Origin of the sequence: Kribbella sp. NPDC050124, from assembly GCF_044460355.1 — a bacterium.
Taxonomy (GTDB): Bacteria; Actinomycetota; Actinomycetes; order Propionibacteriales; family Kribbellaceae; genus Kribbella.
In genome coordinates this window covers 57,234-80,701 of sequence record NZ_JBITJU010000030.1, presented here as the reverse complement: position 1 = coordinate 80,701, position 23,468 = coordinate 57,234, and the positions used below count along the sequence as shown (strand labels likewise).

The 23,468-nt window shown below is 66.5% G+C and carries 21 protein-coding genes; 7 read left to right on the top strand and 14 right to left on the bottom strand.

Going from position 1 to position 23,468, the window contains the following annotated elements; all coding sequences use genetic code 11:
* Positions 1-30: 30 nt before the first annotated feature.
* Positions 31-792: an SDR family NAD(P)-dependent oxidoreductase gene (locus ACIBL3_RS41365; protein WP_396359465.1), complete on the bottom strand. Its 762-nt coding sequence runs from the start codon at positions 790-792 to the stop codon at positions 31-33.
* A gap of 144 nt (positions 793-936) precedes the next feature.
* Between ACIBL3_RS41365 and ACIBL3_RS41360 the strand changes: the two genes are divergently transcribed.
* Genes ACIBL3_RS41360 through ACIBL3_RS41350 form a run of 3 tightly spaced genes read left to right on the top strand, consistent with a single transcriptional unit; the run spans position 937 to position 3,848 of the window.
* A complete protein-coding gene (locus ACIBL3_RS41360) occupies positions 937-1,317 on the top strand; it encodes a putative quinol monooxygenase (protein ID WP_396359464.1) in 381 nt (126 codons plus the stop codon).
* Positions 1,314-2,621, top strand: coding sequence for an MFS transporter (locus ACIBL3_RS41355; protein ID WP_396359463.1), 1,308 nt, complete (start codon positions 1,314-1,316; stop codon positions 2,619-2,621). The genes ACIBL3_RS41360 and ACIBL3_RS41355 overlap by 4 nt, the downstream gene beginning before the upstream one ends.
* A 15-nt stretch (positions 2,622-2,636) precedes the next feature.
* Entirely contained in the window at positions 2,637-3,848 is a 1,212-nt protein-coding gene (locus ACIBL3_RS41350; RefSeq protein ID WP_396359462.1) for an amidohydrolase family protein, read from the top strand.
* On the opposite strand, the gene ACIBL3_RS41345 is transcribed toward ACIBL3_RS41350, so the two are convergent.
* The 5 genes from ACIBL3_RS41345 to ACIBL3_RS41325 are packed head-to-tail and all read right to left on the bottom strand — an operon-like array spanning position 3,816 to position 9,425.
* Positions 3,816-4,718 carry a LysR family transcriptional regulator gene (locus tag ACIBL3_RS41345; protein WP_396359461.1) on the bottom strand — a complete coding sequence of 301 codons (903 nt, stop codon included), beginning with the start codon at positions 4,716-4,718 and terminating at the stop codon, positions 3,816-3,818. The genes ACIBL3_RS41350 and ACIBL3_RS41345 overlap by 33 nt on opposite strands.
* Position 4,719: 1 nt before the next feature.
* Positions 4,720-5,361, bottom strand: coding sequence for a haloacid dehalogenase-like hydrolase (locus tag ACIBL3_RS41340; protein WP_396359460.1), 642 nt, complete (start codon positions 5,359-5,361; stop codon positions 4,720-4,722).
* Between the two features lie 7 nt (positions 5,362-5,368).
* Complete coding sequence (locus ACIBL3_RS41335) at positions 5,369-6,610, bottom strand: NAD(P)/FAD-dependent oxidoreductase (protein WP_396359459.1); 1,242 nt, start codon at positions 6,608-6,610, stop codon at positions 5,369-5,371.
* On the bottom strand, positions 6,610-7,998 hold the full coding sequence (locus tag ACIBL3_RS41330; RefSeq protein WP_396359458.1) for an NAD(P)/FAD-dependent oxidoreductase: 1,389 nt from the start codon (positions 7,996-7,998) through the stop codon (positions 6,610-6,612). The genes ACIBL3_RS41335 and ACIBL3_RS41330 overlap by 1 nt, the downstream gene beginning before the upstream one ends.
* Positions 7,995-9,425 carry an FGGY family carbohydrate kinase gene (locus ACIBL3_RS41325; RefSeq protein ID WP_396359457.1) on the bottom strand — a complete coding sequence of 477 codons (1,431 nt, stop codon included), beginning with the start codon at positions 9,423-9,425 and terminating at the stop codon, positions 7,995-7,997. The genes ACIBL3_RS41330 and ACIBL3_RS41325 overlap by 4 nt, the downstream gene beginning before the upstream one ends.
* A gap of 67 nt (positions 9,426-9,492) precedes the next feature.
* Here ACIBL3_RS41325 and ACIBL3_RS41320 point away from each other — a divergent pair, with 67 nt between their 5' ends.
* Positions 9,493-10,212: a GntR family transcriptional regulator gene (locus tag ACIBL3_RS41320; protein ID WP_396359456.1), complete on the top strand. Its 720-nt coding sequence runs from the start codon at positions 9,493-9,495 to the stop codon at positions 10,210-10,212.
* Here the strand turns inward: ACIBL3_RS41320 and ACIBL3_RS41315 are convergent.
* The 6 genes from ACIBL3_RS41315 to ACIBL3_RS41290 form a co-directional block, all read right to left on the bottom strand.
* Complete coding sequence (locus ACIBL3_RS41315) at positions 10,209-11,636, bottom strand: N,N-dimethylformamidase beta subunit family domain-containing protein (protein ID WP_396359455.1); 1,428 nt, start codon at positions 11,634-11,636, stop codon at positions 10,209-10,211. The two genes, ACIBL3_RS41320 and ACIBL3_RS41315, sit on opposite strands and share 4 nt — an antisense overlap.
* Before the next feature lie 771 nt (positions 11,637-12,407).
* A complete protein-coding gene (locus ACIBL3_RS41310) occupies positions 12,408-13,628 on the bottom strand; it encodes a sugar ABC transporter permease (protein ID WP_396359454.1) in 1,221 nt (406 codons plus the stop codon).
* Positions 13,629-13,636: 8 nt separating this feature from the next.
* On the bottom strand, positions 13,637-14,416 hold the full coding sequence (locus ACIBL3_RS41305) for an ATP-binding cassette domain-containing protein (protein WP_396359453.1): 780 nt from the start codon (positions 14,414-14,416) through the stop codon (positions 13,637-13,639).
* A 4-nt stretch (positions 14,417-14,420) separates the two neighbouring features.
* Positions 14,421-15,527, bottom strand: coding sequence for a substrate-binding domain-containing protein (locus ACIBL3_RS41300; RefSeq protein ID WP_396359452.1), 1,107 nt, complete (start codon positions 15,525-15,527; stop codon positions 14,421-14,423).
* Between the two features lie 8 nt (positions 15,528-15,535).
* On the bottom strand, positions 15,536-16,306 hold the full coding sequence (locus tag ACIBL3_RS41295; protein ID WP_396359451.1) for an alpha/beta hydrolase: 771 nt from the start codon (positions 16,304-16,306) through the stop codon (positions 15,536-15,538).
* A 1-nt stretch (position 16,307) separates the two neighbouring features.
* Positions 16,308-16,805, bottom strand: a complete 498-nt coding sequence (locus tag ACIBL3_RS41290; protein ID WP_396359450.1) for an RbsD/FucU domain-containing protein — start codon at positions 16,803-16,805, stop codon at positions 16,308-16,310.
* Positions 16,806-16,953: 148 nt separating this feature from the next.
* On the opposite strand from ACIBL3_RS41290, the gene ACIBL3_RS41285 reads away from it, so the two are divergent.
* The gene (locus ACIBL3_RS41285) at positions 16,954-17,862 is read left to right on the top strand and encodes a LysR substrate-binding domain-containing protein (RefSeq protein WP_396359449.1); all 909 of its coding nucleotides are present in this window, start codon (positions 16,954-16,956) and stop codon (positions 17,860-17,862) included.
* Between the two features lie 36 nt (positions 17,863-17,898).
* Entirely contained in the window at positions 17,899-20,109 is a 2,211-nt protein-coding gene (gene treS, locus ACIBL3_RS41280; protein WP_396359448.1) for a maltose alpha-D-glucosyltransferase, read from the top strand.
* A gap of 33 nt (positions 20,110-20,142) precedes the next feature.
* Here the strand turns inward: treS and ACIBL3_RS41275 are convergent, their stop codons facing one another.
* Both ACIBL3_RS41275 and ACIBL3_RS41270 read right to left on the bottom strand, forming a co-directional pair.
* On the bottom strand, positions 20,143-21,072 hold the full coding sequence (locus tag ACIBL3_RS41275) for an IS5 family transposase (protein ID WP_396359485.1): 930 nt from the start codon (positions 21,070-21,072) through the stop codon (positions 20,143-20,145).
* A gap of 148 nt (positions 21,073-21,220) precedes the next feature.
* Complete coding sequence (locus tag ACIBL3_RS41270) at positions 21,221-22,723, bottom strand: APC family permease (RefSeq protein WP_396359447.1); 1,503 nt, start codon at positions 22,721-22,723, stop codon at positions 21,221-21,223.
* A gap of 195 nt (positions 22,724-22,918) precedes the next feature.
* On the opposite strand from ACIBL3_RS41270, the gene ACIBL3_RS41265 reads away from it, so the two are divergent.
* Positions 22,919-23,395 (top strand): GlxA family transcriptional regulator, encoded by a 477-nt coding sequence (locus ACIBL3_RS41265; RefSeq protein ID WP_396359446.1) that lies wholly within the window; start codon positions 22,919-22,921, stop codon positions 23,393-23,395.
* The last annotated feature ends 73 nt before the right edge of the window (positions 23,396-23,468 follow it).

Sequence of the window (23,468 nt, the reverse complement as noted above, 5' to 3'; positions counted from 1 at the left end):
CTCGGCTCTCTCGTCGTACGGCTCGGGTGATCAGGCCTTGGACAGCACGCCGCCGTCGACGACGAAGGCCGTACCGGTGATCGCGGTGGACGCATCGGAGATCAGGAACGTCACGGGCTGGGCGATCTCCCGCGGCTCGATGGCGCGGCCGATCGGCTGGAAGGCCGGCAGGCCCTCCTCGAGGGCCTCGCGGCCGCCGAGCTTCGTGTAGTGAGGGACGTTCAGCGGCGTGTCGACGAAGCCGGGGCACAGCGTGTTGGCGCGGATGCCCGCCGCGGCGTGGTCGAGCGCGATCGCCTTCGTGAGCATCAGAACCGCGCCCTTGGACGCGGTGTAGAGGGCCAGCTGCGACTCGGCTGCCAGCGAGTTGATCGAGCCGAAGTTCACGATCGAGCCGCCGCCCCCGGCGAGCATCACTGGGATGGCGTACTTACAGCCCAGGTACACGCCCTTGACGTTCACGTCGAAATGCCGGTCGTACTCCTCGACGGTCGAGTTCGGCACGTCGTTGGGGACCAGCACACCGGCGTTGTTCACGAGACCGTCCAGGCGGCCGAAGCGACGGACGACGTCGTCGATGACCGCGCTGAAGCCCGCCGCATCGGTGACATCAAGATCGACCGCCAGCCAGCGGTCGTCGGAGTGCAGCTCGGCCAGCTCGTCGACCTGCTCCTTCTTCCTCGCGGTCGCGACGACCGTCGCGCCCTCGCGATAGAGGTCCTCGGCGATCGCCACTCCGATGCCGCCGGCCGCGCCGGTCACGATGACGACCTTGCCGTCCACCGAACCCATTTTGGTCTCTCCTTTGTCGACAATCGACCATTAGTCTGACCTTCACGACGCCGGTCGTCAAGGTCTGGAGGGCTGCGCGAGGCGGCCCAGCGACGCCGTCGATACCTGGTAGCGATCAGACGGACCTTCCCGATGTGCGCCGCCTTGCCGAGGATTCGTGCAACCGGGTACTCGATCCCGGAACGGCGAACGGAGGCAGGCACGGTGATCCGGACGATGCTGAAACTGCGGGCGATTCCCGACCGGCGCCCGGCGCTGATCGATCACTACCGAGAACATCGAGTCCTTGCCGCGAGCGCGCCGTACGGCTGTCTGAGCGGCGAACTCGCGGTCGACCCGAACAACGACCAGGCCGCCTTCGTCACTTCGCGCTGGCCCTCCGCAGCCGCCTACGAAGACTGGCTGTCGTCGCCGGTCCGCGACGGCATCATGCGCGGCCTGCAGGAACTGCTCGATCCGTCGCACCCACCGGAGATCCAGATCCTCGACGTGATCGACGAGGTCAGCACCGAGGAGTCCTCATGAGCAGCGCTTCGACCGAGCCGACGGTCCGAGTCGGCGACCCAGTGATCCGCCGTGCCGTGACGGCCGCGAGTGTCGGCAACTTCGTGGAATGGTTCGACTTCGGCTTCTACGGTTACCTCGCCGCCACGCTGTCGACCGTCTTCTTCCCGAGCGACAACCCGACATCCGGGCTACTTGCGACCTTCGCTGTCTTCGGAGCAGCCTTCGTCGTACGGCCACTCGGTGCGACGTACTTCGGTGCGATCGGTGACCGGCTAGGGCGCAACCGTGTACTCGCGATCACTGTACTGATGATGTCGATCGCAACGTTCGTCGTCGGGCTGCTGCCGGGTTATGCATCCATCGGAGTGCTCGCTCCTGTGCTACTGCTCGTACTCCGGCTCGTCCAGGGGTTCGCGGCCGGCGGGGAACCAGGCGGCGCTGCTACCTTCCTTGCTGAGTACTCACCTGATCGGCATCGGGGCGCGATCGTCAGCTTCTGGCACGTGTCCAGTTTTCTCGCCCTGATCGCGTCCTCGGGCTTGGCCCTGCTGCTCTACGCCGTGACCACGGACGCCCAGATGCTCGCCTGGGGATGGCGGATCCCCTTCCTCGCCGCGCTCCCGGCCGGGTTCATCGGCTTGTACATCCGGCTCCGCATCGAGGACACGCCCGCGTTTCGCTCGCTCGAGAACGCCGGCGAGAAGGCCCGGACTCCGCTTCGCGACGTCATCCACTACGATCTCAGGCGCATCGTGAGGGTGTTCCTGCTTGCAGCCGTCCAACAATTCGCGTTCTACACGATCTTCGTCTACATCGCCATCTACATGCGAACTCAGGCGGGCTACTCATCCACCGACGGGACCGCGGCCACACTCGTCGCCGTCGCGTCGGCGCTGATCGTCGTCGCTCCGGCCGGCGCACTCTCGGATCGGATCGGCCGCAAACGCGTCCTGATCGCGAGTTGCGTACTGCTCGCCATCCTCGCCTGGCCGATGTTGTCCCTGATCAACAATCACCGGCTGGCGCTTGCAGTGATCGCCGCGGTCGGGCTGTCGATACCCCTCGCCGGATTCATGGGCGCCGCGGCCGCCACGTTCCCCGAGGCATTTCCGACCCGGCGACGGTACGCCGGCATGTCGTTCGCGTTCGGCATCGCCGCAGCGGTCTTCGGCGGCACAGCGCCGTACCTGTCGACGTGGGCGATCGATCGCATCGGCGATCCGCTCGCACCGGCGTACCTGCTCATCGGAACCGCGATCATCTCGCTGATCGCCGCCTGCACGTTGCGTGAGACAGCCGGCAAACCACTGACAACGGACTGATCAAGGAGCACACGCTTGCCTACCACTGCCTACCGGGCGCGATGGTGCTACGACGGCCTCGGCAACCCACCACTCGAGGACGCAACAGTGACCGTCGCGGACGGCCGGATCGCCGCCGTCCGCACCGGCACCAGACCGGCAGCGAACGTGATCGATCTCGGCGACGCCACGCTACTGCCAGGCCTGGTGGATGCACACGTCCACCTCGTCTGGGGTGCCGAAGGAACCCCACATCGTGAGGTCGAGCTGGACGACTCGGCCACGACGCTCCTACGGATGGCAGGACGCGCCCGCCGGACTCTCCTCGCGGGTACGACGACTGTTCGCGACCTCGGCGCCACGGATTCCCTCACTCTTCCGCTGGCCGCCGCCATCGAGCGCGGCGACATCCCGGGGCCGCGGCTCGTCGCAGCTGGCCGCGCAATCGCCATGACCGGCGGTCATGCCTGGCAGATCACCCGCGAGGCGGATGGAGTCGACCAGGTGCGCTCCGCGGTCCGGACCGAGGTCAAAGCCGGCGCGCGGGTCATCAAGCTGATGGCCTCCGGCGGTGTGTACGACGAGCGTGCGGGTCTGACGGATCGTCAGTTCACCGACGCCGAACTGCGGGCGGCGACACAGGAAGCCCACCGTGCGGGCTGCTCCGTCGCCGCGCACGCCTACACTCCCGGCCCGATCCGGGCCGCGCTGGATGCCGGGGTGAACTCGATCGAGCATGGCAGCTTCGCCGACGAGGCGACACTGACCCGGATGGCGGAACTCGGTGTCTACTTCGTACCAACCGCGATGGCAGCAGAGCTCATCGTCCGCAACGCCCGGGCCGCAGGCACGCCGGATCACATGGTCGGCAAGGCCGAACAAGTCCGGCGAGCTGTCCGGCACGCGATCAAGCTTGCCCTGCACCTGGGCACACCGGTGGCTGCTGGAACCGACTCCGGCGGTGCGGGCATCCAGCACGGCACCTTGTACGAGGAGGCCGCCATCCTGCACAGCTGTGGAGCGAGCGTCGCGGAGACGATCCGGATTTGTACGTCGGCCGGCGCCGAGCTCTGTGGAGTGGCCGACGAGACCGGAACCCTCGAACCCGGACGGCGCGCAGACCTGATCGCGGTCGAGGGGAATCTTGCGGAGGACATCTCGAACCTGCGTCGCGTGGTCCTCGTGGTTGCCGGAGGCAAGATTCACCGCAAGCGGCTAACCGATGAGATTCCTGAGCAGACTCAGTAGCCATTGATGTCCAGCGTCCACCGCTCGGTTCGGATGCCAGGTCGCGTACTGCTCGATCCGTGGAAGGGGGACAACGGGATCCACTGATTGCAGGCCGTCGCCGGAGTGTCCCAGCAGCAGCCGCTCCGGAACGTGTGCGACGAGGCGCGTACCACGGATCAGCTGCGGGACCAGCATCTGGCTGTCGGTACGAACCTCCACCCCCGGATTGACGCCTTCCGCTTGCAGCGCACGGTCGGCGAGGCCACGCAATCCTCCGGGACCGTACTCGACGTATGGCAAGCACTCGAACTCCGCGACGGAAGCGCCTGCACGCAACGCCTCGTTCTCCGCCGAGCCACACAGTCGGAAGCGATCGGTGAACAAGAGCATCGACGGGTAATCGGACAGGTCGTGGGCGTGCAGCCTGCTCGAGATGAGCAGGACATCGACCTCGTCTCTGCGCAACACCTGCCGATAATCGTCTCGTAGCTCGCGGAACTCGAATCCACACGACGGCGCGGTCCGGTCGACGGCGTCGATGAGCCGCGGACCGACGACGTGCGCCGCGTAGTCGCTCGCCATGATGCTGAACGTGCGATGTGCGCCGGCCGGGTCGAACTCCGGGCGCCACTGGGCGATCTCACCGACCTGCCGCAAGATCTCCCGCACCGGCTCGAGCAGAGATTCCGCGTACGGCGTGAGCACCAGGTCTCGTCCTACCCGGACAAGCAGGGGGTCATCGAGTGCATGGCGCAGCCGGCGGAGGACCGCACTCGTCGCGGACTGACTCAGATGCAGGCGCTCGCTCGCCCGCGTCACATTCCGCGTCTCGAGCAGCACCTGCAACGGGCGAAGCAGGTTCAGGTCCAGGTGCTCGGGATTCGTCACGTCAGCGCCACTGCTCCACGATGGTCCTCACACCGCTCTTGCGGCGGGCTGCACGGACGGCAGTCCGCCGGACGTTCACCATCCGCACCTCTCGCGTCGCTCGCATCAACGGGAGGTCTGACAAGCTGTCCGTGTAGACGACGTGCCACGGGGGCGGTACCAGTTGGGCCAACTGCCGTGCCTTCTCGCGCCCGTGATTGTGGGGACGTAGCGACAGACCGAGGCGCGCCTCTCGAAGCCGCGACGCCAGTAGCTCTGCCTTCTGAAGACCCAGCGCGTCTAGGTACGACCTGGCCAGGTTGGCTTCTGTCGCTGTCACGACAATCACCCGGTCTCCTGCCGCCAGGTGCTCTCCGACGCGCTCGACAGCCGTGCCCATGGGCCAGTCCGGCTGTTTCGCCAGGTGCCCACCGAGCCGCTGCAGCTCTCGTTCCACGTCAGTGAGCGCGCGCCCCAGCAACGAGATACGAGCTCCATAGTGTGCGATGTGCCGGCGCCATTCGAGCACCGGGCACATCGCCAGTAGCAGCGGAACAGGCAACAGCAACGGCAAGCGCCACGGACCGCGGACGACAGACAACCGAACGAACTCGGTGAACGTGTCCCGTCGGCTCAGTACGCCGTCCAGGTCGAAGACCGCCACCCGGCGATCACCGTGCACTGATCCGCACCGGCCCTCCCGCCAGGTCGACTCGATCGAGCATCCCGGCCGGGAGACGGAAGATCCGTCCAGGGGCCGCGGGCCATGGCACCCGCTTCCGCACCAGCACCTGGCCGGCTTGTTCAACGGTGACCGTCGGCAGGCGGATGAGCTCCTCCGGCCAGAGTAGCAACCGGTCCCGCGGAGGCGCCGGATCATCCGCACGGAGCAGGCCTGGTGCGACCCAGCGGAACGGCGGCCCGGCGACGAGCGGCACACTGGCACCCGCCGAACTGCGGGTGTCGAGCCACTTCCGCACCTGATCTGCGACGTGCAGACCGTCCAGGGCCGCGACATCGGCCGTGTCAACCGGATGCACCAAGTTGCCTGCGGCAAATACACCTGGGCGGCTCGTTCGCAGCGTCCGGTCCACCACCGGCGCGAGCGATCCAGGGTCCATGGTGAGGCCGGCTGCGCGGGCGAGCTCGTTGTCAGGGATCCAGTCCGCGGTGAACACGACCGTGTCGCACTCGACCGTGGTTCGATCCGCCGTGACCGTGTTCTCCACCTCGACCGCTTCGACTTGGCCCCGGCCGATGACCCGGACGACGCGGGTGCTGTGCGCGACCTTGACGCCGTACATCATCCGCCCCGGCACGCTGAAGGCCAGATACACCTCGGTCTGCGGATACGCACTGGTCATCAGCACAGTCCTGCAGTCAGCGTGCTTCAACGTCAGGACCGAGGACCAGCTGACCAACTCACTGCCGACGACGACCGCCCGCTTCCCGACAGGCTGGTGGTGCAGGTGGACCAGGTTCTGCAGCTGGCCAGTCGTATACACACCGCGGGGACGATCGCCAGGAATCCGGCGAGCAGGTCGAGGACGCTCGCGTGCTCCGGTGGCGAGCACGATCGCAGGCGCCTCCAAGCGGATCAGCCCACGTGGCGAGGTGACCTGCACCGCGGTCTCCCCCTCCCAGCCGGTGACCATCGAATCGGTCATGATCGTCACGCCGGCCGCACGGGCCGCGTCAGACAGGAAATGCGCGTAATCCGGGCCGCGCAGGACTCGCCTGAGATCGCGGATGCCGTAGCCGGTGTGATCGCTGTGCCTCGGGATTCCTCCGGCTTCCCGCTCGCGCTCCACGACCAGTACGTCGGTCCCGGTCCGCGCAAGCTGAGCTGCGGCCGTGAGCCCAGCCGGTCCACCTCCGACGACCACGACCTCGGGACTCAGCTCGGTAGCCATCAGTTCCTTCCCTGCTTCCTGGCCATGGCCGCGACGTTGGCACCGCAGAAGAAGCCCTGACAGCGACCGTTCATCGCCCTGGTCCGCCGCCGCAGCCCCTCCAAGGACTGCGGTGGGATCGTCGATAGGTAGGCGTCCCGGATCTCGCCGGCGGTCACCCGCTCGCAGAAGCAGACGACACGGCCGTACGCCGGGTCGGCCGCGATCCGTTCAGCATCCTTGTACGGACGGATCCCGGCCTCGCCGAGGTTCGGCATCGTCGGTGGCGCAGGCAGGTCATCCCGCGGTTCGAGCCGAAGGCCCGCGTCACGCAGCAGTTGTACGACGTACTCCGCGATCGCCATGCCTGCGGTCAGGCCCGTCGATCTGATACCGCCCGCGACCAAGTAGCGCTGTTCGGGATCGACTTCGATCAGGTAGTCCGGCCGGTCGATCGCGGCGCGAAGGCCGGCGTAGGTCGCGGTGACTTCCTCGCGGAGAAGTTCCGGCATCAACTTCTCGCCCTTGTCCAGCAGGAAGGCGAACCCCTGCTCCGACGTGCTGGTGTCCGTGCGGTCGTCGAGGTCCTCGGCCGTCGGGCCGAGCATCACGTTGCCGTAGATGGTCGGGCTGACCAGAACCCCCTTGCCGCGCGACGAGGGCACCGGGAGGACGATCTTGTCGACCATCGGGCGAGCCAGTTTGTCGAAGACGAACAACTCACCGCGGCGTGGCGTGACCGTGAAACGCTCGAAGCCGAACATCCGGTCGACGATGTCGGCACCGAGCCCCGCAGCGTTCACGATCCACCGCGCAGATACCTGACCGCCCGAGGTCTCGATGGTCGAGACGTCGGCGGTGATCTCGACTCCGCTGACCGAATGGCTCAACAACAGCGTTGTGCCGCGCTGCACCGCTTCGGTCGCCAGTGCGATGTTCGTCGTCCAGGTACAGATGATCGACTCGTCCGGAACTGTGAGCCCGCCCAGCGCGCCGGCGCCGAGCTTCGGAACCTGGCGATAGACCTCGTCCGGTCCGACGAGCTCGCATTGGGTGTAGCCGTTCGCCTCGGCCTTGGCCCGCAAGTCCGGGAGAGCCTGCAGCTCCTCATCGGTCCAGGCGACCAACAGCGCGCCGGTCCGTTCGACCGGGATGCCGACGACCTCTGCGTACTTGCCGAGGAGCTCGCAACCACGGCGCACCAGGCGAGATTCGACGGTGCCCGGCTTGGCATCGAAGCCGGTGTGCAGGATCGCGGTGTTCGCCTTGCTGGTTCCGTCGCCGACATCGTCCCGGCTCTCCACCAGCGCGACCGAGAGCCGATGGCCCGACAGCTCGCGCGCGATCGCGGCGCCGACGATGCCACCACCGATCACCGCGACGTCGTAGACCTGGTTGTCGGTGCTCATTGGATCGGCTCCTGTGTGCGGTGTCGCTCGACCGCCGTAGTCCATCGATCGAGATATTCGGCCGCGCGGTCCAGCGACCACTGCGGTTCGTACGTGATCGCTGCACCGGCGCCCGGCAAGGCCTCGTCCAGTCGCAACTGAGGCTCTACTGCGAGCCGGGCAAGGCCCGCCGCACCGAGCGCGGTCGCGTGCGCTGACGGGAACACCTCGACCGGAAGCTGCGACAGATCGGCCTGGGTCTGCATGAGCCGAGCCGACCGAGTCAGCCCACCGTCGACCCGGAGCCGCGTCAGCGGTTTGCCGAGGTCGTCTGCGACCAGTCGGCAGAGTTCGGCGACCTGCGCGGCGATACCTTGCAGGACCGACAAGACGATCTCTCCCCTGCCGGTCGACAGCCGGAGACCGTCGAACGACGCCGTCGCGTCCGGTTGCCACCACGGACCGCCGAGCCCGGCGAAAGCGGGGACACAAAGCACATCTGCCGCGTCGCCGGCCGCCACTGAGTCAAGCTCGGCCGCACCTCCGATGAGACCGACATCCTGAAGCCACCGGATCGCCGATGCCGCGGTGTAAACCTGCCCGTCGAGGCAGTGCGCCGTCACATTCCGGGCCCGCCAGGCGACCGACGACGTCAGACCGCTCGCCGACAGAACCGGAGCGGTCGCGGTGTTGGCCAGGAGGAAGGCGCCCGTGCCGTAAGTGCACTTCACATCGCCGGAGCCAAGACATCCCTCTGCGAAGAGAGCGGCCGGCTGATCGACGACCACACCTGCGACCGGCGTCGACGCTCCGAAGGCCTCGGTCGTGCCGACCACCTCGTCGCAAGCGGCGATTCTCGGCAGGTCCTCCGCTCCAAGACCGAACAGGTCCAAGAGTTCGTCGTTCCATTCCTCCTCATCGAGCTTGACGAGCATCGATCGGCTCGCGGTCGCGCGATCCGTCACGAACTCCCCGGTCAGCTGGTGCAGGAGCCACACGTCGGACGTGGTGACGACGCCTGCGCTCAGTCCTTCCCGCCGCAGCCAAGCCATCTTCGGGGCCGAGAAGTACGGATCGAGCGCCAGTCCGGTCTCATGCTCCAAGAACGCAGCCTCGTCGGCGAGCTCGCGACACACACTCTCAGCGCGCCTGTCCTGCCAGACGATCGCGTCCGACAGCGGCCGGCCAGTGTCGCGATCCCAGGCCATGACCGTCTCGCCCTGATTGGCGAGAGCGACGGCATCGACCGGCCGTCCGGCCGCCTCGCAAGCCTGTCGACCGGCATCCAGGACCGAGGACAGCAGCTCCGCCGGGCTTTGCTCGACAGCGCCACCTTCGGCGTAGCGCGGACGCACCGGCACCTCGGCCGCGGCGACCACGCCGTCGTCGGGGTTCCAAACGAGGGCCTTCGTCCCGGACGTGCCCTGGTCGATCGACAGGATGTTCATGCGGCACCTTGGTATAGACCATGCGGATGGCCCTCATGGTATAGGCCATGTCTGCTAAGCTGCAAGAGTGCCCCAGTCCTCGTCTCCGACACCGGCCTACGTCCGGATCGCGGCTGCCCTCCGCGAGGAGATCCGGCTGCGTCCGGCGAACACGCTCGTGCCGTCGGAGCGGGAACTCTCGGACCAGCACGGCGTGAGCCGGATGACCGCCCGCAAGGCTGTCGATCTCCTCGAGAGCGAGGGCTTCGTCTACCGCCGGCCACCGCGGGGCACCTTCGTCGCCGAGCCACGGCTGACGCTCCGGATCGGCAGCTTTACCGAGGAGGTCGTGCGGCTGGGCCACAGTCCGCAGGCCACTGTCTTGCGAGCCGTGCAGGAACAGGCCGACCCGACAGCCGCCGAAGCCCTCGGACTGCCCGACGGTGGCGAGGTGTACGTGATCGAGCGCCTTCGATCGGCAGACGGCGACGCGATGGCGATCGAGTCCACGATCATGCCGGCCGGCCTCGCACCCGGACTGCTCACGCGTGATCTCACGTCGTCCCTCTGGTCGCTGCTGCGCCGGGAGTTCGGCGTTCGCCCGGAACGAGCCGTCGCCCGGATCGAATGCCTGCCGCTCGAAGAGACCGCGAGCACTCGTCTCGGGGTCCGGCAGGCGTCGCCGGGCATCGTCCTGACCAGACACACGTACGACGGGGACGGCCGCTGCATCGAGTTCGCGACCGACATCTATCGTGCCGACCGGACGGCGTTCCTGGTCTCCGAACAGATCGGCACGATCGACTAGTCATCGCGCAAGAACTGTCTGAGTACGTTGCCGGTCAGGCGGGCGACGTCGTTGTCGTAGTTGCTCGCAGCCATCGCGCCGGCCCAGCAGATCGAGCCGGCCGAGAACACCGCTCCGCCGTTCGCCGTCTCCAGCAGCACCACATCGGAGCGAACCTCGGGGTTGTGCTCGCCGTCGCAGTCCGGCTCGAGCGACTGGACCGCTTCGAGCGTCGGCAGGTACTTCGAACCGTGCCGGGAGCTGAGCAGCACTTTGGCGTGGGCCGGCGTCCCGGCCGTGTAGTCGGCGCTGTCCAACTCGTCGCCGGCCGCGCCGCCCAGGACCAAGCCCACCTCCCCGAGTTTGTCTCCGATCACACCGTCGAAGGCGAACTCGACCGTGGGGTCCCAGCTCGCGTCGGTGCGCGAGTACCCCGAGGCCGCTCCCCAGCCTGCGCCGCACATGGCGACGCCGAACAGTTCCCTGGAGTTGCGCCCACGATGCAGCCAGGCGCCACCCTGCTCGCCGGTCGAGCTGTGAAAGACCTCAGCCGGATGCGAGGTCCAGTTGCGCTGTGCGGCGACACCGCGACGGCACTCGATGATCGAGCGCGTCTGATCGGTGAAGCTCGTCACCCAGAAGAACCCGTTGCCTCCGAGGTACATGAGCCTGCCTCCGCCGGCCGCGTACGCCTGCAACGCGTCGTACTCGCGCGTGGTGACGTACTCGGGATGGCTACCGGTCACGACCACCTGGTACCGCGACAACAGATCTACACCGAACGAGTCGAGATCCTCGTCGGTGGCAACGTCGTACTCGATACCGAGGTCCTCGAGCCAGCCGGTCAGGTAGAAGTCCGCAGCGAAATGACGACGGCCTGCCGTCAGCCAGGTGATGTAGTCCGGCTGGAAGTTCAGGACGGGTCGCCGACGCGACGAATACATCGTTCCGGAGCCATCCGCGTGCACGTCGTACAACGACAAGCCCAGCTCGGGGTGCTCGCGGAGATACAGATCCTCGGCAGCAAACTGGATCGGCGCGGCCATCATCGACTCGTGCGCCTTTCCGCGAGCACCGTGCCCCAGATGCTCGTTCGCGTAGGCCAGGTACGTATTCGTGGGGCCAAGGAACAACACTCGCGCTTCTTCGGCCTTGCGTGCCTTGACGTAGAACGGCACCTCCAACACTTCCTCGGCCTGGCTGATCCGGGCGGCGTAGATTCCGCTGGGCAACGAGTCCGGCAGCCGAAGGGCGAAGTCGTCCTCCCACTCCGCGTCGGTCAGGTCGTCCTGATGGAAATGAACCGCGCCCCACTCGGACGGCGCGTCCGCGAACCGGAGCGACTTGCCCGACCAGGCGTGCCCGGTGACAGCCCGAGCCGGCTGGTTGACCAGCCGCCCGTGGAACCCCCGAGGACCGATGTCGTCGAAGCGATCGGAGCTCATGCCGGCCGCGAAATCCCACCGTGCCACGGCCTCGGCCAGGTCGAGCTGACGTAGGGTTTCTTGCACCGACGCCCCGGCGAACCGAACATACTCAGTCAGACGAGGCGACTCGAGCCTCCCGTGGAACGACGCACGCGGCCGGCCCGATTCCCAGTCGGCGGCGAACAATACGCCCTGTGAGACGAGCGTGGACGCAGATCGCGGGGCCGCCGCGACGGAAGCCAGTTCGATACGGTCTCGATCCCATCGGCTCTGACCGCGCACCGCGATCCAGACATCGCCGGCCGGATCGTAGCCTGCGGCAACGTTCAGCCATTGCCGCGAAACGGCGGGAAGACGGCAAGTGGCCTGCGTTGCGCCACCATCGGGACAGGAAACAACGAAGCTGATCGAACCTCCGGCGATGGACAAGCGCCACGACGGATTCGCGTCCACCGGCAGTGCCGCCATGAGCGTGCCACCGTCCGGATGCGTCGGAAGGCACCAGAGGTCGACGCAAATCGCGCTCAAGGTCACCAGGCTCTCGAACATCGCGATTCCGTACGAGCCGGCATGGATCGGTTGCAGTCGGCCCGTAGAGACGGACGTGTTCATGCCTGGCACCGGCTCACGACGGACATGCCCGTGTGGACCGTGGCCTTGGTCGACACCGCCCAGCCGCACGAGATCCACCTCGTACGGCGTGGGCGCTGCGCTGACCTTGAAACCGACCGAGTCACCGGGAAACACACTCAAGTGCTGCGGATATCCGAGGAGCACAGCCGGAACCTCCTAACTCGATCGTCGGAAACCGCCGGACAGTGCGCCGTCGACCGCGACGGCGAGGATCAGGATGGTGCCCTGCACGATCAGCTTCACCTGCGCCTCGGCGCCGAGCAGGTCCAGACCGTTGGAGATGCTGCCGATCACCAATGCGCCCAGCAACGCAGCCCACACGGAGCCCCGACCGCCGAACAGGCTCGCTCCGCCGATCACCGCCGCCGCGACCGCCTCGAGCAGCAAGGTGCCACCACCGGACTGGCTCGAGACGCCCAACGTCCGCGAAGCCGCGACCAAACCAGCCACCGCGGCAAACCCGCCGGCGAGCGCGAACGTCGTGACCTTGACCCACCGGACGCGGATACCCGCCCGCCGCGCCGCCTCGGCATTGCCACCAATCGCGTAGAGATAGGTCCCGAAGGTCGTCTGCGTGGCCACGTAGGCCATCACACCTAGGCATCCGAGCAGAATGAGAACTGCGACCGGTACGCCGCGGTGAGCGTTGAGCAGCGCGACCACGACGAACGAACCAGCAAGACAGACGACCGTCGGAACCACCACGCGCCGCACTATCGAGGTCGCGTGCTGCTGTCGCCGATTGTGCCGAAAGGTCTGCATTGACAGCAGGGCGACGAGCGCAGTAGCCAGGAGCGCGATGACGTACCCCGTGCTCGCGACCAGGTACGTACCGGTGACGAGTTCAACGGCGGTGCCGGCCAGCGGAATCTGCCCGGTTCGAGGCAACAATTGGAGCAGAACGCCCTGCAGGATCAGCGATGATCCCAGCGTCACGATGAACGCGGGCGCCCGGAACCGGGTGACGATGATCCCCTGCGCGATGCCGACCGACACACCGGTCGCGATGCCGGCGGCGATGGCGATCGAGGCTGGCAAACCCAGCTGCACCAGTAGGCGGGCCATCACCGCCGAGGTGACGCCACCGAGAGCCGCGACCGAAAGGTCGATCTCCCCGACGAGCAACACCAGAACGAGTCCGAGCGCCAGGATGCCGGTCACCACGATCTGTACGGAGAGGTTCGACAGATTCCGTGCCGAGAGGAACGCGGGCACCTGGCTCGCGAAGAACAGCCAAATGAGGGCCAGCGTCGCGAGCACAGGGATCATCCGCCAGCGCCCGTTGAAGGCGTCGACGAGCTGCCCGACCCGGCTGCTGCTGACCCAGCGGTCCGCTCGGAGGTCACGACTCGGCCGCGCGAGAGTGTCAGCCTTCATGCTTTGGCTCATGACTCGACTCCCATTCCGGTGATCGCCGCGACACACTGCTCGCGGGTGTAGCCGTCCTTCGTGAACTCCGCGACCAGCGACCCCAGTCGCAGGACCAGTACGCGATCGGCGATCTGCTGTACGTCGGCCAGGTCGTGGGACACGAGGATCACGGCGCGGCCGGCGTCGCGGAGTCGCCTGATCAGGTTCAGGACTTGTTCCCGTTGCGCGACGCCGAGTGCGGCCGTCGGCTCATCGAGCAGCACGACACCCGGGTCCCAGAGCACCGAGCGGCAGATCGCAACCGACTGTCGCTGGCCACCGGACAGCCCACCGACCGGGATGCTGATGTCACGCAGAGTCGTGACACCGAGATCTGCCAGCACCTTCCGCGTCCGGTGCTCCATGTCGGCACGGCGCAAGCGGCCTCCCAGCAACCGCCTTCCGCGCAGTTCCCTGCCGAGGAAGAGGTTCTGCACGGTGTCGAGGTTGTCGCACAGCGCGAGGTCCTGGTAGACGGTCTGGATACCAACCGACGCGGCGTCTTGCGGGCTTGCGATCGACACCTCCTGGCCGTCGCGGTAGAAGACACCGGAGTCCGGTGACACGATGCCGGAGATGGTCTTCACGAGCGTGGACTTGCCGGCGCCGTTGTCTCCGACCAAAGCCACCACTTCACCTGGGCAGACCGATAGGGAGACACCGGCCAGAGCGGTCACCCCGCCATAGTGCTTGGACACCTGGCGCAGTTCCAGCGCAGGCACTTCCTCGCGGATCGAGAGTGCTTCAGCAGTCACGATGTCACCCCTTGCAGAAGGACGTCGCAACAGCAGGTCCGCCCGAGCAGAGCTCCTTCCTACTGAGGATGCCGGGATCGATCAGGGTCTGCTGGATGTTGTCCGGCGTGATCAGGACGTTCGGCAGAAACGCGGTCGGAACGTCCTTTTTCTTGTTGTTGTAGGTGCCGTTGACCAGCGCACTGTCCGGCTTCTTGCCGGTGAGCTCGGCGACGAGGATCTCGATCGCGGCGTTGCCCATCTTGTCGTACGGCGGGCGCATGTCGGTGCTGATGTTCCCGGCCAGCAGTTGCTGGATCGTGCCTGCCTCGGCGTCGTACCCGCCGAAGACCTTGACCTTGCCCGCAAGGCCGTCGTTCGCCAGTGCCGCGATCACGCCGTTCGCCGTGCTGTCGTTGGTCACCAGTACCGCGTCGACCTTGTCCCCGACGCGCGTCAGGCATTGCTCCATCGCACGGCGGGCGTTGCTGGTGTCGTAGCCGATGCTGTCCGCCTCGCAGACAACGTTGATGTCACCGGCATCGACGTACTGCTTCAGCACTTTGTCGTGGCCCTTCGCCTGCTCGGAGTAGAAGAAGAAGGCTGGGTCGCCGTAGATCTTGGCGAGCCGGATCTTCTGTTGCCTCGGTTTCATCGTGGTCACCAGCGCCTTGGCCGACTCCGCACCGATCTGCTCGAACGGAACGGTGACGTAGTAGTCCGGATCGCTGTTGTTCGCCTCGTGTGCGTACGCGACGATCGGGATGCCGGCGTCATGTGCCTTCGCCGTGATGGCGGCCGTCTGGTCCGGATCGGCCGCGGTCATGATGATGGCCTTCGCGCCGCCCGTGATCGCGGCCTCGGCCTGCTGGACCTGCTTGGTTGCGTCGTCCTGCGCGTTGTAGAGCTTGATGTCCATTCCCGGGGCGAGACTGCCCAGGGACTTCTTCATCGCGGGAAGGTCGAACTGGGACCACCGGACCACGGTCTGGTTCGGCGCCAGGAACGCGATCGTCCCACTGAGCTGCTTCGCGTCGGACTCGACCTTGACAGGTTCGGAGGTCTGAGTCGTGCACGCCGCGGCGAGCAAGGCTGCCACGCCGATGGCCGCGACAAGTCGTGTCTCTTTCATGCCTACTCCTAGCTGGTTGTGGTCAACGGGGCCGGCGACGTTGAGTGCTGGACGATGAAGCTGCCGATCTGCTCGGCGACGTGCGCGTGGGACAGGTCGTTGACGATGTCGTGGAAGCCCGCGACCGAAACGACCGTTGCATTGGGCAATCGGCTCGCCCACGCCCGGGCGGTCGACGCCGGCGCGAAGACATCTCGATCGCCGTTGACGAACAGCACCGGTACGCCGATCTGTTCCCAGCCCGCGCGGAGCTCGGCACTGCAGACGCCGATGGCCCGCCACAAGGGGCCTTCGGCCGGAGCCGTGTCGAACCCGAGGGGGTCGGTCGCGAGCGCGTCCAGATAGAACTGGTCCTGGGACATGATCGCCTCGTCTGGAACGTTCGCCGGCAGACCGTCGAGTGGCGCGCCGGTAAGAACAAGCCCCGCCGTCTTTCGACCACGTACCGCAAGCAGTCCGGCGACGATCCCGCCCAATGAGTGGCCGACGACAAAAACCGGCCGGCTGGGATCGTCCGCCTCGATGCGGTCGAGGAGAAGCGCTGCGTTGTCTGCCAAGGCGTCCACCGTCTGGAACAGGCCGCGTTCCCCCGCCGAGAGTCCGTGACCCAGGTGGTCGAGCCCCCAGACATTCATGCCGCGGTTGCTCAAGGCAAAGGCCAGGCGGTGGTAATGGCCGCTGTGCTCCCCGAATCCGTGCAGGAGGAGAACGGATGCGACGGCGGGCGCAGCCGCCCAATGACGGAAGTACACGGCGTCGGTGTCGTCTAGATACGGCATCTCACCCTCCCACGGTCGCATCCGCCGCAGCGAGGTTCTGCAGCCAGATCGGCGACGTGAGCCACTCGAGCGGGATGGCGGGGCTCGGGTAGCCGGCGACCAGTACGACGCTCCCGTGGACCGCGTAGTCACCGGTCTGGACGAAGACCTTGACCCGGTCACGCAGCTCGTAGAAGTCGGGAAGGTAGCGCAGCTCGTGGACCGCGTCCGCGCCGAGGAGATCGTCGACGAGCGCGCGCCCCTCCGGGTTGGCCCGAGCCATGTCCTCGGTGACGATCGCCGCCTCGAAGTCACCCGTGGCACACAGGACCGGGAGCAGGTCGGCGACCGACGGGACGCCGGTGACGACGCCGACATCGATGATTTGCACATCGTCGGCGAGAGGTACCAAACTCTTCGCGTGGGTCCCGGACCCAGCATCGGCGACGAACACCATCTCGCCGTGTCGCAGCGTCGCACACACCGCGGCGAGCTCGGGATGAAGTAGACGTCTTTTCACATCGGCTCCTGGTGACAGGGCTCACATTTGGTCGACAATCGACGATAAGTCCCTGTCTGTCAGGACCGGAAGGCCGGAATGTGCGATACCAGCCACCACCTCACTCGATACCTTGCAGGGAGCGAGTCGTCGAGCGACAGGAGCGGTCATGGAGCTGTCCCGGATGAACCTCAACCTGCTGGTTCCGCTCGCGACGCTGCTGCAGACGCGCAACGTCACCAGGGCCGGCGAGCAGCTCAACCTCAGTCAGTCGTCGATGAGCGCCATCCTGGCCAGGCTGCGTACGGCGTTCGACGACCCGCTCCTGGTCAAGACCGGGCGGGAGATGACGCTGACGCCATACGCGGAGTCGCTGATCGAACCGGTACAGCAGATCCTGACCGACATCGAGCGCGTGGTCACCCACCGGCCCGGATTCGACCCGTCCATCGACGGCCGGACCTTCACCGTCGTGGCCAGCGACTATTCGACACTCTTCCTGCTCCGGCCGTTGCTTGAGCAGCTCGAAGCAGAAGCCCCGAATGTGACGCTGGAGGTGCATCCGCTCCTGGACGACTACGCCGATCGGATCAAGCACGACGACGCCGATCTGCTGGTGGTGTCGGAGCAGCTTGCTGCCGAGTTCCTGCCTGAGTATCCGCGGCGGACCATGTTCAGGGACCGCTTCGTGGTCGCGGCCTGGAAGGGAAACGAGGCTCTGACCGACGACACGACCTTGGAGGACTTTGCGCTGATGCGGTTCGCGCAGTACGTCACCGGTCAGCGCCTCAACCTCGCGGACAAGGCATTGGACGACCTGGGCGTCGTCCGTCAGGTGGAGGTCCGCACAGCCAGCCAGCTGCTCGTGCCGTTCTTGCTCACCCGCACACCCCTGGTGGCGCTGATCCCCGAACGTCTCGCTCGCGCGACGCGGGAGCCGGCCGAACTCCGCTACATCGATCCCCCGGTCCCGCTCCCCGTGATCAGCGATGCCTGTCTGTGGCATCCGCGGCGGACCGGGGATCCGGGCCACCAGTGGTTCATCCGGCGCCTGAGCGATCTGGCGTCGTCACTGTGACGACTACATTGAGAAGGAATGGGAATCGAGCAAGGTATGACTGAGGACGACGCCAACGTGGAGCGCGAGCCGAGCGAGATCACATACTCCGAGCAGTTCTATCCGGCGCGCCCGAAAGCCCTGCGCCCGCGGGCCCGGCTGCGCTCGCAGGGCAGCCCGACGCACGCGGAGGAACTGACCGGCGATCCGGTCGGGACGAACCCCTTCTACGTAGCCTGGCTGCAACGCGAGTCGATGCTGCAGGACGCGATCACGATCGCCGCGCAACTCTCGGGCCAGGGCAGCATGTGGCAGAACCCCTATGCCAATCCCGATCCGATCATGGCCATCGAGACGGCGCCCGTCTGGTTCACCGCCTATCCCCTGTCCCTTGTGACCAAGAACGGCCGGTCCTTCCTGGGTACGCTCGCCGATCCCGGCTTGTGGAGCGTGTTCGAGCAGATCGGCATCCGCGCGATTCACACCGGCCCGGTGAAGCGCGCGGGCGGTCTCCGCGGCTGGGAACCCACCCCGAGCGTCGACGGGCACTTCGACCGGATCAGTACCCAGATCGACAGCATCTTCGGTACCGAAGACGACTTCCGGAGCATGTGCGAGATCGCAGGCGAACACGGCGGCACGATCATCGACGACATCGTGCCAGGTCACACCGGGAAGGGACCGGACTTCCGGCTCGCCGAGATGAACGTCGGCGACTACCCCGGCATTTATCACATGGTGGAGATCCCGGAAGAGGACTGGTACCTGCTGCCCGATGTGCCCGAAGGACGTGACTCGGTCAACCTGACCGCCGAGGCGGAGGACGCCCTGACCAAAGCCGGCCACATCATCGGGCAGCTCCAACGGGTGATCTTCCACGATCCTGGAGTCAAGGACACCAACTGGAGCACCACCCGGGCGGTAGTCGGTCCGGACGGTGTATCCCGGCGCTGGGTATATCTGCACTATTTCAAGGAGGGACAGCCGTCCATCAACTGGCTCGACCCTTCGTTCGCCGGGATGCGCCTCGTGATCGGCGACGCCCTGCACACCCTGGGCGACCTGGGCTCCGGTGCCCTTCGTCTGGACGCGAACGGCTTTCTCGGCGTCGAGAAGAGTGCGGAGGGCCTGCCTGCCTGGTCAGAGGGGCACCCGCTGTCCGAAGCCGCGAACCACCTGATCGCAAGCATGGTGCGCAAGGTCGGCGGATTCACGTTCCAAGAGCTGAACCTCACCATCGACGACATCCGCATCACCTCCGAAGCCGGCGCTGACCTCTCGTACGACTTCATCAACCGACCGGCCTACCATCACGCGCTCGCCACGCAGGACACGGAGTTCCTCCGGCTGACGCTGAACGCTTCACTCAAGCAGGGCGTCGCGCCCCTCAAGTTGGTCCACGCCCTGCAGAACCATGACGAACTGACGTATGAGCTCGTCCATTTCGCCACGCTCCACAAGGAAGAGGTGTTCGCGTATCAGGGCGAGCCGATCGAGGGTGGGGCACTCGCAGAGAAGATCCGGGCCGATCTCGTCGCGACGCTCACCGGCCCGTCGGCGCCGTACAACGCGATCTTCACCACCAACGGCATCGCATCGACCACGGCGAGCGTGATCGCAGCATCGCTCGGGATCAGCGACTACGCGCAGATCGACGACGAGGCGGTACAAAAGATCAAGAAAGCCCACCTCCTGCTGGCGATGTTCAACGCTCTGCAGCCGGGCGTCTTCGCGCTGTCAGGCTGGGATCTGTGCGGAATGCTCACGCTGGACAGGGCCGAGGTCGCCGAGCTGATCGCCGGCGGGGACACGCGCTGGATTCATCGAGCCGCCTACGACCTGATGGGGTACGAGGGCGACACGACCTTCCAGGGCATGGCGCGCGGACGCAGCTTGTACGGCACGCTGCCGCAGCAGTTGGCCGACCCAGACTCGTTCACCTCCGGCCTGCGGCGAATCCTGCAGATCCGGGAGGCCTGCCACCTTCCGACGGCCAACCAGATCGACGTACCGCCGGTGTCCCACAAGGGGATGCTGGTGATGGTCCACGAGATTCCTGATCGGGCGACGCAACAGGTGACTGTGCTCAACTTCGCCCAGGAGGAGGTGACCGGGACCATCCAGTCGGAGCACCTCGTTCCTGGTTCCACGATAACGAACATGTTCGACGCCGAGCCGCTGGGCGAGGTCGACGACCTCCAGAGCTTCAGCGTGACGCTCGGCCCGCACGACGGGCTCTCGTTGCGGCTCACACTACCCAAGGAATGAAGGACGTCTGCCGGCGTCGCCCTAGGCCCTGTTTCATAAGTCTGCGGTGGCTTGGAGCCATTGGTTGATGGTGGCGATGCGGACGGTGGCTTGGTAGCGGACGGCGAGTTTGTCGTATCGGGTTGCCACGGCCCGGTTTTGCTTGAGCTGGTTGATGCCGCACTCGACGGCGTGACGTTGCTTGTAGTGCTCGGTGTCGAAGGCCGGTGGGCGGCCGCCGGCGGAGCCCTTGTTGGCCCGGTTGGCGGCCTGGTCGGCTTTGACGGGAATGGTGGTCTTGATGCCGCGCCGGCGCAGCCAGGCGCGGTTGCCGGCCGAGCTGTAGGCCTTATCGGCCAGCACGGCGTCCGGGCGGGTCCGTGGCCGGCCCGGACCCAGCCGTGGCACCGCGATGGCGTCAAGCACGGTGGTGAACTGTGGGCTGTCACCGCGCTGCCCGGCGGTGATCACCACCGACAAGACCTTGCGGCCCTGCTCGCAGGCCAGGTGGGTCTTGGTGGTCCATCCGCCCCGGGAACGACCAAGCGCGTGATCGGCCGGCTCGTCCTCGAGGCCACCGGGTGGTTCGGCCTGCAGATCACCGTCGCGGCGGGCACCCGCAGCGTGCTGGTGGGCCCGGGCGATGGTGGAATCCACGCTGACATCCCACACGATCGCCCCGGCGGCATCGGCGAACGCCTGCAACATCTTCACGATGAACGCCCACACCCCCGCACGCTGCCAGCGCCGGAACAGCCCGTAGATCGTCTGCCAGCACCCATAACGTTCGGGCACATCCCGCCACGGCGTGCCCGTCCGGGTCCGCCACCGGATGCCATCGACCAACTGCCGTTTCGTCCACTTCGGCGGGCGGCCCGCCTTCTTACCGCGAGGCAGCAACGGAACCAACCGGGTCCACTGCCCGTCGGTCAGATCCGCCCGCCCCGCCACCGATACGCTGGCCACGAGGTCTCCGGTATTCAGGTTCTGCTTGGTCGCTGAACCATCTACCGGAGACCTCGCCACATCCAGCACACCAACACGCCACCCAACCGACCCAACAGCCCACCCAGCCCCAGGTCCGAACCCACTTATGAAACAGGCCCTAGGTCCGACGCCGGCAGACGCCGATTCACTGCTGGAGCTCGCTCGAGTGGTCGACCCCAGAGATCTTGCCGCGCCGCGACGCCGGGATCAGCAGGTAGAGCACCCAGCCGACGGCGATGGCACCGACCATGCCCAGACCGACGTTCTTCCAGTCGGACCAGACCAGCAGGACGCACAGCAGGACGGACCACAGCACGGCGCCGGCAAAAACCGGAATCGACGCGGGGCCCAGCCGCCATGGGTGCGTCGGCAACTGCTTCCTGACTACCGCCCGCAGACCCGCCGTGACCACCACGCCGTACGCCAGCGCCCAGGCCAACGCCGTCAGAGCGGCCAGTACCGACAGGGCTGATGACCAGAAGACGAACACGATCGACAGGGCCGCGCAGACGAAAGTGGCGTTGACCGGGATCCGGTTACTGCTCACCTTCCGCAGCCATGTTGCCGCTGGCAACTGGCCGTCGCGTGCCTGGGACCACACGACCCGCACACCGGTCAGCTGGAGCATGGCCATCGTCGCCAGTAGCGCGACGATCGCGATGACCTCGAAGAGGCTGGTGACCGTACGTCCGACGGCGGAGTCGAGAATGTCCTTCATCGGTGTCTCGCTGGTCATGATCCTGTCAACATCGGGGATCGCCCGGATGGCCAAGAACATGAAGACCAGCCCAACGACATATGCCAGCGTGTTGGCCAGGAACGTACCCATCGGGGCAGTCTTGGCCGCGTTCTTGGTTTCTTCGGCTGCGTTGCCGGTGGCATCAAAACTCGAGATCAGGTACGCGGGCAGGATCATGGCGAAAAGGAGTGGCTGAACCCACCCACCGGTCGTCGTACCGCCGGTGTTGCTCAGGATCGACAGCGGCTGGGTGTCGTGCTTGACGACCAGCAAAGCACCGATGATCAGCACCGCACCGACGATCTCCGCGACAACGCCGACGTTGTTCAGCAACGCTGCCGCCTTCACCCCAGCCAGGTTCACGATCGTGACGAACACAACCAGCGCCAGAGCGAACAGCGATGTCTGGAAGCCGCTAAGGTCCCCGAAACCGAACCAGTTGGCGAGGAACGGCACCAGACTCACCGCCACGGCGGCGGTCGCCACCGTGTGAGCGATCACCAACCACCAGCCGCTCTGCCATGCCAACCAGCGGATCCGCGTGATCCTGGTGATGATCTGGTAAACACCGCCCGAGAGCGGGTAGGCCGACACCAGTTCACCGACAGCCAGGCCGACCAGGAACACCTGCGCGGCGCCACCGATCGCGTACGACCAGAACGAGGCCGGCCCGAAGAAGCCCAGGCCGACGATCAAGGTCGTGAAGAGCGCCGAGGCGATGGCGATGGAGCTGAACTGCACGCCGAAGCTGGAGAACAGGCCGAGTGCCCGATTCAGCTCCTGCTTGTAACCGAGCTTGCGGAGCAGCTCGATGTCCTCGTCGATGCCGGGGTCCCACGTCGGCTCGGCCGCGCTCGCGGAACGCTTGGCGTCCGCATCCGTCGGGACAGCGGATTCGTCACTGTTCATGTCTGCTCCCTCACGAAGCGTGGCTGGAACCCAGCCAACCCGCAGTCGTCTCGCCGAGCCGGGCAGCCCCCGCGGCGCCGGTCGGCGCCCGCATCAACTCGGTCCATTTTGTCGATTGTCGACGATCGTGACACCAACATCACGAGTGCGCAAGGGCTCAGTCAGACGAGTTTGAGCGTTCGCTGAGATGGCTCCATGACGTCACAAGGAGTGCAGATCAGCACGAGATCGCAGCGGGCGCGCGGCACGCAGACCCCGCACCGACCGTCAGCCAACCGCCGCTGCCTCGTCCCGCCGTGGCGCGATGGCGGCCAGGCCCAGTACGTCGACCAGCCGGTCTCAGAGCCGGCCGCGACCTCCACTGCCGACGCCCGGGCCTGGGCCCTTGAGCACCTCGACCAGCCGCTCACGCTCAACGACCTCGCGGCCCGTCAGGCGATGAGCGTCCGCACGTTCACCCGCCGCTTTCGCGAGGAGGTTGGAGTCACCTCCGGTCAGTGGCTGATCCAACAGCGTGTCGACCGCGCCCGTCACCTGCTCGAGAACAGCGACCTCACCGTCGACGAAGTGGCCAGCTGCTGCGGCTTCGGCACTGCCGCCTCGATGCGCCAACACCTGCGTGCCGCCCTGGGCGTGTCGCCGTCCAGCTATCGCCGCACGTTCCGGTCGTGAATCGACCCATCCATGTGCCCCGTCGTCCCCGCGAACCGCGCAGCCCGCGGAACACAGGAAAGGCCCACGCGCA

Bases quoted from the DNA above. Each gene is read 5' to 3' on its own strand.
- ACIBL3_RS41365 (WP_396359465.1), bottom strand. From the start codon at position 792: ATGGGTTCGGTGGACGGCAAGGTCGTCATCGTGACCGGCGCGGCCGGC.
- ACIBL3_RS41355 (WP_396359463.1), top strand. From the start codon at position 1,314: ATGAGCAGCGCTTCGACCGAGCCGACGGTCCGAGTCGGCGACCCAGTG.
- ACIBL3_RS41335 (WP_396359459.1), bottom strand. From the start codon at position 6,610: ATGGCTACCGAGCTGAGTCCCGAGGTCGTGGTCGTCGGAGGTGGACCG.
- ACIBL3_RS41330 (WP_396359458.1), bottom strand. From the start codon at position 7,998: ATGAGCACCGACAACCAGGTCTACGACGTCGCGGTGATCGGTGGTGGC.
- ACIBL3_RS41325 (WP_396359457.1), bottom strand. From the start codon at position 9,425: ATGAACATCCTGTCGATCGACCAGGGCACGTCCGGGACGAAGGCCCTC.
- ACIBL3_RS41315 (WP_396359455.1), bottom strand. From the start codon at position 11,636: ATGAGCTCCGATCGCTTCGACGACATCGGTCCTCGGGGGTTCCACGGG.
- ACIBL3_RS41310 (WP_396359454.1), bottom strand. From the start codon at position 13,628: ATGAAGGCTGACACTCTCGCGCGGCCGAGTCGTGACCTCCGAGCGGAC.
- ACIBL3_RS41300 (WP_396359452.1), bottom strand. From the start codon at position 15,527: ATGAAAGAGACACGACTTGTCGCGGCCATCGGCGTGGCAGCCTTGCTC.
- ACIBL3_RS41295 (WP_396359451.1), bottom strand. From the start codon at position 16,306: ATGCCGTATCTAGACGACACCGACGCCGTGTACTTCCGTCATTGGGCG.
- ACIBL3_RS41285 (WP_396359449.1), top strand. From the start codon at position 16,954: ATGGAGCTGTCCCGGATGAACCTCAACCTGCTGGTTCCGCTCGCGACG.
- treS (WP_396359448.1), top strand. From the start codon at position 17,899: ATGACTGAGGACGACGCCAACGTGGAGCGCGAGCCGAGCGAGATCACA.
- ACIBL3_RS41270 (WP_396359447.1), bottom strand. From the start codon at position 22,723: ATGAACAGTGACGAATCCGCTGTCCCGACGGATGCGGACGCCAAGCGT.
- ACIBL3_RS41265 (WP_396359446.1), top strand. From the start codon at position 22,919: ATGACGTCACAAGGAGTGCAGATCAGCACGAGATCGCAGCGGGCGCGC.